Origin of the sequence: Pantoea sp. JGM49, from assembly GCF_018257655.1 — a bacterium.
Classification (GTDB): domain Bacteria; phylum Pseudomonadota; class Gammaproteobacteria; order Enterobacterales; family Enterobacteriaceae; genus Pantoea; species Pantoea communis.
Window position 1 is genome coordinate 366,706 of the sequence record NZ_JAERJM010000004.1, and the last position, 12,667, is coordinate 379,372.

9 protein-coding genes are annotated in these 12,667 nt (G+C 54.4%); 3 read left to right on the forward strand and 6 right to left on the reverse strand.

Going from position 1 to position 12,667, the window contains the following annotated elements:
• Positions 1-12 precede the first annotated feature (12 nt).
• Positions 13-231: an osmotically-inducible lipoprotein OsmB gene (gene osmB, locus JK231_RS09855; RefSeq protein ID WP_034821457.1), complete on the reverse strand. Its 219-nt coding sequence runs from the start codon at positions 229-231 to the stop codon at positions 13-15.
• 328 nt (positions 232-559) lie between these two features.
• Between osmB and araD the strand changes: the two genes are divergently transcribed.
• The 3 genes from araD to JK231_RS09870 all read left to right on the forward strand — a co-directional run bounded on the left by araD (position 560) and on the right by JK231_RS09870 (position 3,479).
• Positions 560-1,258 (forward strand): L-ribulose-5-phosphate 4-epimerase, encoded by a 699-nt coding sequence (gene araD / locus JK231_RS09860; protein ID WP_211728449.1) that lies wholly within the window; start codon positions 560-562, stop codon positions 1,256-1,258.
• 230 nt (positions 1,259-1,488) lie between these two features.
• A complete protein-coding gene (gene kdgT, locus JK231_RS09865; RefSeq protein WP_211728450.1) occupies positions 1,489-2,472 on the forward strand; it encodes a 2-keto-3-deoxygluconate transporter in 984 nt (327 codons plus the stop codon).
• Between the two features lie 140 nt (positions 2,473-2,612).
• Positions 2,613-3,479 carry a crotonase/enoyl-CoA hydratase family protein gene (locus JK231_RS09870; protein ID WP_034821448.1) on the forward strand — a complete coding sequence of 289 codons (867 nt, stop codon included), beginning with the start codon at positions 2,613-2,615 and terminating at the stop codon, positions 3,477-3,479.
• A 12-nt stretch (positions 3,480-3,491) separates the two neighbouring features.
• On the opposite strand, the gene pdeR is transcribed toward JK231_RS09870, so the two are convergent.
• From pdeR to JK231_RS09895, 5 genes are all read right to left on the reverse strand, one after another.
• Positions 3,492-5,477 carry a cyclic di-GMP phosphodiesterase gene (gene pdeR / locus JK231_RS09875; protein WP_034821445.1) on the reverse strand — a complete coding sequence of 662 codons (1,986 nt, stop codon included), beginning with the start codon at positions 5,475-5,477 and terminating at the stop codon, positions 3,492-3,494.
• Positions 5,478-5,633: 156 nt separating this feature from the next.
• Positions 5,634-5,930 carry a CstA-like transporter-associated (seleno)protein gene (locus JK231_RS09880; RefSeq protein WP_058959794.1) on the reverse strand — a complete coding sequence of 99 codons (297 nt, stop codon included), beginning with the start codon at positions 5,928-5,930 and terminating at the stop codon, positions 5,634-5,636.
• Positions 5,923-7,989, reverse strand: a complete 2,067-nt coding sequence (locus JK231_RS09885) for a carbon starvation CstA family protein (protein ID WP_211728451.1) — start codon at positions 7,987-7,989, stop codon at positions 5,923-5,925. The genes JK231_RS09880 and JK231_RS09885 overlap by 8 nt, the downstream gene beginning before the upstream one ends.
• Before the next feature lie 184 nt (positions 7,990-8,173).
• Positions 8,174-10,108, reverse strand: coding sequence for an exoribonuclease II (locus tag JK231_RS09890; RefSeq protein ID WP_160833599.1), 1,935 nt, complete (start codon positions 10,106-10,108; stop codon positions 8,174-8,176).
• Positions 10,109-10,234: 126 nt separating this feature from the next.
• On the reverse strand, positions 10,235-12,544 hold the full coding sequence (locus JK231_RS09895) for an FdhF/YdeP family oxidoreductase (RefSeq protein ID WP_211728452.1): 2,310 nt from the start codon (positions 12,542-12,544) through the stop codon (positions 10,235-10,237).
• Between the last annotated feature and the right edge of the window lie 123 nt (positions 12,545-12,667).

Below are 12,667 nucleotides of genomic sequence, written 5' to 3' on the forward strand. Positions count from 1 at the left end.
GAATCTTTATCGTTATTTAGAAACCTGATGGCCGATAATACCGCCAACGGCTGCACCACCCACTGTACCCAGTGCACTTCCGTTAGTCAGGACAGAACCACCGATTGCACCCGCCCCCGCCCCGATGGCGGTGTTACGGTCGCGTTTTGACCAGTTCGAACAACCACTCAAGGCAACAACCAGGGTGGCAGCTAATACCGCAACGGTCATACGTTTCATTGTTGTCGTCATCTCTTTCTCCTTGATTGTATGTACAGAGGCAACCTTGTAAGTATAGATGTTGCGCAACGAAGTACGTCATCCCTGCGTGTCATTCATTGTTCACTTTGATGCCCGCGTACAGCGCTTTAATGGGCGAACTAACCGGTGGAAACCGTACCGCTCCTGACTTTAGCCAGCTGAAGCAAAGCTAAATTCCTCCAGGATAGAAAATTCTTAATTTACGCCACACTTCTTCGGTCTCAGCGACTTTCCGCTGCTTTTACAGCGATTCGATCCATAACGTTTTCTCTGCTTGTTCAGCACAATTCAGCTATCACAGTTCGCAGGAGAAATAATCATGCTGGAATTGCTCAAGCAGCAGGTGCTGGAAGCCAACCTTGACTTACCGCGCTATAACCTGGTCACTTTCACCTGGGGCAACGTTAGCGCCATTGACCGCGACCATGGTCTGCTGGTGATCAAACCTTCGGGCGTGAAATACGAGAAAATGCAGCGTGACGATATGGTGGTGGTGGAGTTAGCCAGCGGCAAAGTGGTGGAAGGGGCGCTACGTCCGTCATCCGATACGGCCACCCATCGCGCGCTGTATCTTGCCTGGCCAGAGATTGGCGGCATTGTGCATACTCACTCGCGCCACGCCACGATTTGGGCGCAGGCCGGACGCGACATTTTGGCTCTGGGTACAACACATGCGGATGATTTCTACGGCACCATTCCCTGTACGCGTGCGATGAAGCGTGAGGAGATACAGCAAGAGTATGAATGGAACACCGGGCAGGTGATTATCGAAAGCTTTGCGCAACGCCGCATTAAACCCGCCGACATTCCTGCTGCGCTGGTCAACTCGCACGGCCCCTTTGCCTGGGGTAAAGACGCGGATGCAGCTGTGCACAGTGCGGTGGTGCTGGAAGAAGTGGCTTACATGGCACTTCACACCGAACAACTGCGCAGCGAATTGCCTCCGATTTCGCAGAATTTACTCGATCTGCATTATCTGCGTAAGCATGGCAAGAATGCATGGTACGGGCAGAATTGAACATTGAAACTTCATTGAGGCGCCAGAGGGCGCCTTAATTTTTTGCTATTTAGCACTGGTATGGCGATGCATATCATAAAAAAGAAATGTCAAATCTATAAAAATAAAACACCGTTTCATTAATATCGATTCGATCACTTTTTCCCTGACTGCCAGTGGTTATCTTGCCTGCCATGCCATCCGGCGAACGATAACGTACCTCCTTCTGGCTCAGTAAAGGTGACACAACTATGCATATCAAACGTGCAATCGATAAGATTCCAGGCGGTATGATGTTAATCCCGCTGTTTTTGGGCGCGCTTTGCCACACGTTTTCACCCGGCGCAGGAAAATACTTTGGCTCTTTTACTAACGGCCTGATGACGGGCACTGTGCCGATTCTGGCGGTATGGTTTTTCTGCATGGGGGCATCGATCAAACTCAGCGCAACCGGAACCGTGCTGCGTAAATCCGGCACCCTGGTATTAACCAAAATCGCCGTTGCCTGGGTAGTGGCTGCCGTGGCATCCCGCATGATGCCGGAAAATGGCGTAGAAGTCGGTATGTTTGCTGGTTTATCCACGCTAGCTTTGGTTGCTGCGATGGACATGACCAATGGCGGCCTTTATGCCTCCATCATGCAGCAATACGGTTCAAAAGAAGAAGCAGGCGCGTTTGTGCTGATGTCGCTGGAATCGGGTCCGCTGATGACCATGGTGATCCTGGGGACCGCAGGCATTGCTTCGTTTGAGCCACACGTGTTTGTTGGCGCGGTGTTGCCCTTTATTGTCGGTTTCGCGCTTGGCAATCTTGACCCGGAATTGCGCGAATTCTTTGGCAAAGCCGTACATACCTTAATCCCGTTCTTTGCCTTCGCTTTGGGTAACACCATCGATTTGGCGGTGATCGCACAAACCGGTTTATTGGGCGTATTGCTCGGTGTTGCCGTCATCATCATCACCGGTATCCCACTCATTATTGCCGACCGATTAATTGGTGGTGGTGATGGCACGGCTGGGATCGCAGCATCCAGCACCGCAGGCGCGGCAGTGGCGACGCCGGTGCTGATTGCCGAGATGCTGCCACAGTTTAAACCGGTCGCTCCCGCAGCCACCGCACTGGTGGCGACATCCGTTATTGTGACTTCTGTATTAGTACCGATTATCACCGCCGTCTATTCAAAACGCGTTAAGCGTTTTCATGTGGCGGTAGGACAGCGCGCTGCCATCAAGTAAGCCTGCTTATCTTTCCCCGACCCCATGGTCGGGGATATCTCTGGATTTTACTTTATAAATCAATCTCTCATTTGGTCTGGCCTCACTCTGGATTACGCTGATGTTGCGTTTAACGCATCACATAACTAGAGGATGAGACTATGACAGTAATTAACCAACCAACTTGCAGATTGTTTACCGAAGTCGGACAAACCACCCAGCTGGCGGCCTACTATGAAGAGGGTCGACACACCATGTGGATGATGCTGCGTGCCCAACCGCGCCCCAGTTTCAACCACGAATTAATCGAGGAGATCATGAATCTGAGCTATGCCGCTCAGCGTTCGGGTTTGCCGATTGATTTTTGGGTGACGGGTTCGCTGGTGCCGCAGATGTTCAACGCCGGTGGCGATTTACGTTTCTTTGTAGAGTGCATTCGTAACAACCGTCGTGAAGCGCTGCGGGCCTATGCGCGTGCCTGCGTGGATTGCATCCATTCGGCAGCGCGGGGTTTTGATACCGGAGCGGTGACGCTGGCGATGATTGAAGGGAGTGCATTGGGTGGTGGCTTTGAAGCCGCGCTGGCCCATCACTTCATTCTGGCGCAGAACTCTGCACGGATGGGGTTCCCGGAGATCGCGTTCAATCTGTTCCCTGGCATGGGCGGCTATTCACTGGTGGCACGGCGTTCCGGCATGAAGCTGGCCGAAGAGCTGATCTGTGAAGGGGAATCACATAGCGCAGAGTGGTATGAGACGCGCGGTCTGGTAGATAAAGTCTTCCAGCCAGGCGATGCTTACCGTACTACGCGTACCTTTATCGATACGCTACGTCCGAAGCTGAATGGTGTGCGTGCCATGTTGAAAGCGCGCCAGCGCGTACTGCAACTCTCGCGAGCCGAGCTGATGGATATTACGGAAGATTGGGTGGATTACGCCTTTACACTGGAGCCTAAAGACATTGCTTACATGGAACGACTGGTGCAACTACAGAACCGTCATAGCGCATCCCTGCGCAAAGCCGGATAATCGAGAGCAGCGTTAAACGCGGGCAGGATGCTTAGCCAGCCAATGCCCGAGCTGTTCTGCGGGCATTGGTTTTGCATAAAGATAACCCTGACGCCCATCGACACCGTTGGTCATCACAAACTTCTCCTCAGCTTTGGTTTCAATCCCTTCCGCAATGACTTGCAGATCGAGGGTTTTGGCCACGGCGACAATGGCACGGACCAAAGATTGCGCCACCGGTTGTTTGTTGATGTTACGTACGAAACTTTGATCCAGTTTGATTGCATCAATGGGCACGCGAGCTAACTGGGAAAGCGAGGAATAACCTGTACCAAAGTCATCAAGATGAACCTGAGCCCCCAGTTCCTGGAACTGCTTCATCAGCGTGAGTGCACCGGCTTCGTTCTCAATCAGGCAGCTTTCGGTGAGCTCGATATCAATGGGACAATCCGTGAGGCCGGCTTCGCTCAGCGCCTGCTTTAAATCGGTATAGATACTTTGGTCAATCAATTGTTTAGCCGAAACATTAACGGCAACGCGCAGGTAAATTCCCTCGCTGCGCCACTGAATAATTTGTTGCAGAACGTTCAGCATCACCCAGCGGCCGAGCGGCACGATGAGGCCCGATTCTTCAGCATACGAGATAAAGTCGCCAGGCGGCACCAGACCGCGCTCGACGGAATTCCAGCGCACCAATGCTTCTGCGCTGCGCACTTCGCCGTCACGATCTAATTTGGGCTGGTAGTACACCACCAGATGCTCCAGCTCGAGCGCTTTACGCAGGTTGGTATCAAGCCAGAGATATTCGAAAACACGCTGATTCATCTCGTTAGCGAACACGCAGAATTTACCGCGCCCATTCTCTTTGGCGTGATACATCGCGGTATCGGCGTTGCGAATCAGACTTTCCCGATCCTCGCCGTGCAGCGGGGCCAGGGCGATACCAATCGAGCAGCCGCTGTAGACTTCGATCAAACCGACGCGGAAGGGTTGACGCAGGCGCTCAAGAATACGTGATGCCATGGCTTCCAGCGCAGCCTGGCTGGTATGTTCTGCCAGTACCACGAACTCATCCCCACCAAGACGGGCCAGCGTCTGATCTTTGCCCAGACAGCTGAGAATGGCGAGGGAGACCGCTTGCAGCAGTTGGTCGCCAAACATATGGCCGTAGGCGTCGTTCACCTTCTTAAAATTGTCCAGATCGAGATAAACCACGCCAGTTTGACTGCCATTGGCTAATTCCAGTGCCAGACTAATCTGTTGATGGATGGCATTGCGGTTCGGTAAACCGGTCACCGTATCAGTATTTGCGAGGACGCGTAAGCGTTCCTGAGCACGTCGCTCTTCTGTGATGTCGGTTCCAGAACAGATGAGGAAAATTTCATTTTTCCCACTACCACTGTGCACAAACTTATTACGAAACAGAAACAGTCGCTGGCCTTTTTTGGTTTTGATCCAGCGCTCTACTTCATAAGAGTTGCCATCGCGAAAGAAGCCCGAAATGTTGCGACGCGAAGCCTGCGCTTCCTGTTTGGTCATAAACAGCTGAAACACGTTGCGGCCGATCACTTCCTGCTCTTTGAGCCCGGTGTACTCTTCGCTTAAGCGGTTGAATCGCTGGATGTTGCCACGCTGATCGAGGATGACAATCACCGAATTTGCTTCGGAGACCACTTGTTCAGCGAAGGATAAACCCAGCGTTAAATCACGCGCTACGGAGGAGGTATCACCCCAGGCAGAAGAGGTGCCGGCCCATGTTGATTGGTTGACCTTGCGGCCGACAAAGTGCATAGGCACCGGCGCACCGCGCAGGGAGAGGGTCAGGTTGATACTGGAGGTGATCACCGTCATCGCACGCAGCAAACTGGCCTGCGCGGGGGTTAATGGAACCGCCAAATTGGTATTGGCATTCTCATCTTCGGCAAAATGCAAAGCATCGCTATCTGAAGTTAAACGCCAATGAGGGCTGGTTGTGCCAAACAGGGTGTATAGCAACGTTTGCCCTTGTTCATCGGTCATGGAAACTTCCTCCGGGGAAATGCTGAGCAGGCGGTATCTCATTATTTTAGCAACAGTATTCAACCTCCTGCGTTAGCACAAGATGCAAACCAAATATATTTTTGTTTTCACTAAAGAATGGCACGAAAAAGCCCCGAAAATCGGGGCTTAAAAATGTCAGCAAGGACACTTGCCGAGCTTGCCTGCCTGGCTGGGAAAACGGGCCTCAAGGCAGTAGCGATGAAAGGCTCGCTCATCCATCGGCGTTTGCCCGGGATGGTGCTCACGCATATGCTTCAGATAAGTTTGATAGTCGTGAACGCCAACCATTAAGCGAAAACTTTGCTTCAATCCCTGCCATATTTGTTGCCAGCGATTAAGAGTTTGCCCGGTGGCCTGGGGTGCGATCGGTAAGCAATGCTGAATGTGCCAGACACCAATCGGTTTTTTCCAGCGATGAATGGACTCAGACATTCCGCACCTCCTCACGCAGGGAGACTTCGGACTCATGGGTGGTAGGTACCTGACTGCCCAGGGCACGGCGAATAACAAAGAACGCTGCAATCAACATGGTGACGGCCACCAGCATAAAGAAGCCACACAGGGCCGCGTTAATTTGATTGCTAAACACGATGGTTTGCATGTCCGCCACGGTTTTCGCCGGGGCGATAATCACCCCCTCATCAATTCCTTTACGGAACTTGTTGGCTTGCGCAAGGAAGCCAATGGAGGGCTTCTCGTGGAAAATCTTCTGCCAACCGGCGGTCATGGAGGTCACAAACAGCCAGGCGGTCGGTAAAATCGTCACCCACGCGTAACGCTGTTTCTTCATTTTGAACAGCACCACGGTGCCGAGAATCAGCGCCATTGAGGCCAGCATCTGGTTGCCAATGCCAAACAGCGGCCAAAGGGTATTGATGCCGCCCAGCGGATCGACGACACCCTGGTAGACAAAGAAGCCCCATCCGGCTACGGCCACCGTGGTGCCCGCCATATTGCCCAGCCAGGAACGGTTGTTGGCCATGGAGGGCACCACGGTGCCAACCAAATCCTGCACCATAAAGCGACAGGCGCGGGTACCGGCATCGACCGCCGTCAGGATAAACAGCGCTTCAAACAGGATGGCGAAGTGATACCAGAACGCCATCATCACCCGGCTGTTAAATACCTCGGTGATGATGTGCGCCATCCCCACGGCGAAGGTTGGTGCGCCACCTGCCCGCGAGAGGACAGTACTTTCACCCACATCGCGCGCGATACCGCTCAGCATCTCCGGCGTCACGACAAAGCCCCAGCCGTTAATCACTTGCGAAGCGCTCTCAACGGTGGTACCGATCAGTGCTGCGGGTGAGTTCATCGCAAAATAGACGCCCGGATCGAGCACCGAGGCACATATCAGCGCCATGATCGCCACGAAGGATTCCATCAGCATCGCACCATAGCCGATGAATCGGATATGACTTTCACGCTCCACCAGTTTTGGCGTGGTGCCACTGGAGACCAGCGCATGGAAACCGGAGATGGCGCCACAGGCGATAGTGATAAACAGGAACGGGAACAGCGCACCCGAGAACACCGGACCGCTACCGTCGATAAATTTGGTCACTGCCGGCATCTTTAGTTCCGGCATCGCAAACACAATGCCAATTGCCAGACCAATGATGACGCCGATCTTCAGGAAAGTTGACAGGTAATCACGCGGAGCCAGCAGCAGCCACACCGGCAGCGAAGAGGCGACGAAGCCATAGATCACCAGCACCCAGGTCAGTTCGGTGCCTTTCAGTGTGAAGAGCGGTCCCCAATAAGGATCGGCAGCCACATCGCCACCGTAAATGATCGCCGCCATCATCAGCACAAAGCCGATAATCGACACTTCAGCGATCTTGCCGGGGCGCAGATAGCGCATATACACGCCCATAAACAGCGCGATTGGAATGGTTGCGGCGATGGTAAACAGTCCCCACGGACTGTTGGCTAACGCTTTCACCACCACCAGCGCCAGCGCTGACAGGATGATGATCATCACGCCAAGCGCACCGAGCATGGTGACCACGCCCGCAAACGAACCCAGCTCCTGACGTGCCATTTCGCCGAGCGAGCGACCATCGCGGCGCGTGGAGATGAACAGGATCAGGAAATCTTGCACCGCACCGGCCATCATCACGCCGACCAGAATCCAGATGGTGCCAGGCAGAAAGCCCATTTGCGCCGCGAGGATTGGGCCAACCAGCGGACCTGCACCAGCAATCGCCGCAAAGTGGTGGCCAAACAGCACCCATTTGTTAGTGGGCACATAATCGAGACCATCATTCAGCCGTTCTGCAGGCGTGCGGCGACGATCATCCAGTTCGAAAATACGTTCAGCGATAAACAGGCTGTAGAAGCGATAAGCAATGCTGTAGCAGGCAACGGATGCAATAACCAGCCAGACGGCGTTGACGTGTTCGCCACGGCTGAGCGCCAGCATGGCAAACGCACCCGCACCAATTAACGCCACCGCTAACCAGATCAATCCGGTTTTGACGTTGTTCATGAGTTAACTCCTTGTAGAGACCGGGAAAATAGGCGATCGGATACAACAAGTTAAAAGTAATGTAATGAATTGTTAACGACAGGGATTCGAATCAGAAGTGTGAAGCGGAAGGCAAATTTAACAACAGATAAAACTTAGGGGGAAAAATGCGGGATAACGGCTGTTATCCCGCAGATATTCATGCTCAGGCAGCCGGGCGCGCCACCACGCTACGGGTTTCCATACGCACTTCGGCGATGGTCACGTCGATAATGTCGGTCACGCGATAAGCGACTTCGCCTTTGATCTGCACGGTGCCGCTCTCTTGTGAGCACACCAGTTCATCACGCACCGCGTGGATGAACGGGGCAGGGATAAAGGCAACGGCGCCGTTCTCCAGCAGACGTACGCGCATACCGCCACGAGACACGTCGATGATCTCGGCGCTGAATTTGCGATCGGTCCCGGCAGACGGCGCGAGGAAGCGCGCATACAGCCAGTCACCCACATCACGTTCGGCCATGCGGTTCAGGCGACGACGCTCACTCATAATGGCGGTGAACTCGTCTTTTGGACGGGCAATGCTGTCGCCGCGCACAATGGCTTTCAGCAGGCGATGGTTGATCATATCGCCGAATTTACGAATCGGCGATGTCCAGGTCGCATAGGCTTCGAGGCCCAGACCAAAGTGCGGACCCGGTTCGGTGCCGACTTCAGCGAAGCTCTGGAAGCGACGAATGCGGCTGTCGAGGTACTGCGTTGGCTGGGCATCCAGTTCACGACGCAGCTGGCGGAAACCTTCCAGCGTGGTGATCGCCTGAGGATCCACGGTAATACCGTGACCGGCCAGCACGCCAGCAGCTTGCTCTGCGTTTGCCAGATCGAAGCCGGTGTGCAGGTTATAGATACCGAAGCCCAGCTTCTCCTGCAGCACTTTGGCCGCGCAGACGTTAGCCAGAATCATCGATTCTTCAACGATGCGGTTGGCGATGCGACGTGGCTCAGAAATGATATCCAGCACTTCGCCTTTTTCACCCAGCACAAAGCGGTAATCAGGGCGATCTTTGAACACCAGCGCGTGAGTTTGACGCCACTCGCTGCGCGCCAGACACACACGATGCAACAAGCGAATCTGCCCGGCGATCGCCTCATTCTCTGGCTGCCAGCTACCGGCGTTTTCCAGCCAGTCTGACACTTCGTCATAGACCAGTTTGGCTTTAGATTCGATCCAGGCCGCAAAGAAATGCACTTCACCCGTTACGCTGCCGTCTGCCGTGAGCGTCACGCGACAGGCCAGCGCTGGACGACGCACATTTGGGCGCAGCGAACAGATGTCATCAGACAGTTCGCGCGGCAGCATAGGGATGTTGAAGCCAGGTAAATAGTTGGTGAACGCGCGCTTTGAAGCCAGCTTATCCAGCTCGCTGCCTTCCGCAACGTAAGCGGTCGGATCGGCAATCGCGATGGTCAGCTGCAGATTGCCGTCAGCCTGCTCTTCAACATACAGCGCATCATCCATATCTTCGGTGCTGGCGCTATCGATGGTGACGAAGTTCAGCGCGGTAAGGTCTTCGCGCTGCAGGTGCTCATCCAGCATTTCGCCGAAGCCAACGTTCGGGGCTTCGCGCTCCAGATTATGGCGCGACAGGGTGACCCACCACGGCGCAAGATGATCGTCCGCAGTGACAATGAATTCGGTCAGTTCAGCATAGAATCCGCGATCGCCTTTCAGCGGATGGCGGCGCATTTCCGCCACGGCCCAGTCGCCATTCTGAAAATCATGGGTGACGTCGCGGGCAGTGCGGCACTGGATCGCCTCTTTCAGCAGCGGATGGTCAGGCACAATCGACAAACGATCGTCCTTCTTCTGCACGCGGCCCACAAAGCGGGTCAGGAACGGCTCAATCAGGGTTTCCGGCTCGGCGCTCTCGCGATCTTTATCAGTGTGGATCACCGCAGAAATACGGTCACCGTGCATCACTTTTTTCATCTGCGGAGGGGGAATGAAGTAGCTTTTTTGGGCATCGACTTCGAGGAAGCCAAAGCCTTTTTCCGTGCCTTTCACAACACCTTCGGCGCGCGGAGTTTGCGCGTGAAGCTTCTCTTTAAGCTGCGCGAGCAGCGGGTTATCCTGGAACATAATGTATTTAGTTTCGTGGCCTAAGAGCGGTGGACAGTTTTACGCGAATCAGGGGCGCGCGGCAAGGCCAAAACAGGCTAAAAAGCCGCATTACGCGGCTTTTTACCTTCTGATAACGCTGACGACTCAGGCAATACGTTGGGTCGGTTCAGCGGCGGTTAACGCCAGTTTTACCGGCACCGATTTCGAGGTCGGCGTCCCGCTGCCGTCACCATAGCTGGAGAGCGGCACCAGCGGGTTGGTTTCCGGATAATAGGCCGCGAGATTACCGCGCGGAATGTTATACGGCACCAGCTTAAAGCCACTCACACGACGCGTCAGGCCATCATTCCACAGTGTTTCGATATCCACCAATTGGCCTTCACTGAAGCCGAGTGATGCCATGTCATCCGGGTGGATAAACACCACTTCACGCTGACCATACACACCACGATAACGGTCATCGAGGCCGTAAATGGTGGTGTTGTACTGGTCATGCGAACGCAGGGTTTGCAACGTGAACGGCACCTCCACTTCGCTGCCCAGCTGTGGGAACAGCGAGGTTGGCAAGGCTGCCGCGCTGAACTCCGCCCGTTTGCTTGGTGTATTAAAACGCAACTCCGCTGCTGCGCTACCCAGGTAGAATCCACCCGGAATATTACACTTGTTATTGAAGTCAGCAAAGCCAGGAATGGTGGCGCCAATGTGATCACGGATCACGTTGTAATCATCGGCCATGCCCAGCCAGTCAATCTTGTCGCTACCCAGCGTGGCGTGTGCAATACCGGCCACAATCGCGGTTTCGGAGCGCTGGGTGTCTGCCAGAGGAATACCCACACCTTCTGAGGCGTGCACCATGCTGAAAGAGTCTTCAACGGTGATGAACTGGTTACCGCTGGCCTGACGATCGCGCTCAGTACGGCCGAGCGTCGGCAGAATCAAACCTTCGTGGCCCGGCACCAGATGGCTGCGATTGAGTTTTGTGCTGATGTGCACGGTCAGACCGCAATGCTGAAGCGCTTCCTCCGTCACCGGGGAATCGGGTGCGGCAGCCGCAAGGTTGCCGCCCAGAGCGATTAACACTTTTACTTCATCACGCAGCATCGCGCCCAGCGCTTCAACGGTGTTATGACCGTGTTCACGCGGCGGTTCGAAGCCGAAATGCGCGCCTAAGGCATCAAGGAACGGCTTATTGGGTTTCTCATCGATCCCCATGGTGCGGTTCCCCTGCACGTTACTGTGGCCGCGCACCGGACACAGGCCAGCGCCTTTTTTACCCAGCTGTCCAAACAGCAGTTGCAGGTTGGTTATCTCACGCACCGTATCAACGGAGTGTTTATGCTGAGTCACGCCCATCGCCCAGGTAATGATGACACGCTCAGCACTTTGGTAGATCGCGGCCGCTTCCCGAATCTGCGCTTCGCTCAGGCCGGATTGACGCACGATATCGTCCCAGCGCGTGTTATCCACGGCAGCCAGATAGCTCTCAATGCCATGGGTGTTGGCGTCGATAAATTCTTGATCGAAGATGCCCGGTTCACCCGCAGCTAAACGCTTGCGTTGCACTTCCAGCAGAGTTTTCACCATGCCGCGAATCGCTGCCATGTCACCGCCAAGATTGGGCTGATAATAGGCAGAACTAATGGTTCCCGCCATGGAGGTGACGACTTCCAGTGGTTTCTGCGGGTCGGCAAAACGTTCCAGCCCACGCTCGCGCAAGGTATTAAAGGTAACGATTTTCGCACCGTGATCGGCCGCGTGGCGCAGGCTGTGCAGCATACGTGGATGGTTAGTCCCCGGATTCTGACCGATAACGAAAATCGCATCAGCGTGGTCAAAATCATCCAGGCGGATGGTGCCTTTACCGACGCCGATGCTGCGCTTCAAGCCGGTGCCGCTGGCTTCGTGGCACATGTTTGAACAGTCAGGGAAGTTATTGGTGCCCATCACGCGGCCGAACAGCTGATAGAGCCATGAGGCTTCGTTACTGGCGCGACCGGAAGTGTAAAGCTCCATCTGGTCGGGATGGTCCATCGCCTTGAGGTGACGGGCAATCATCGCCAACGCATCATCCCAGCTGATCGGTTCATAGTGATCGGTGGCGCTGTTATAGCGCATCGGATGCGTCAGGCGTCCCTGATACTCAAGGAAATAGTCGCTCTGTTGATACAGGGTGCTCACGCTGTGCTGAGCGAAAAACTCGGGCTCCACCACGCGGCGAGTCGCTTCCCAGGTCACGGCTTTCGCGCCGTTCTCACAGAAGCTGAAGGTGCTCTTGTTGTCATCACCCCATGCACAACCCGGGCAGTCAAAGCCACGCGCTTTGTTCATGCGCATCAAATTGCGCATGTTTTTCAGCGCAGCTTTACTATCAAGGACGAAACGGGTGGTTGCTTCCAAAGAACCCCAGCCGCCAGCAGCGGCACGATAAGGCTGAATTTTACGTTTAAATTTCATAGTCGTTGCAGGCTTATTGTTTATGAATTGTTATCAGAATATGACTTCTGTTGTGAGGAAGTGTGCGACTGACAGCAAAAGTTGTCTAATTGATTGGTTTAATGGTGCGATAGGCGGCGTTTA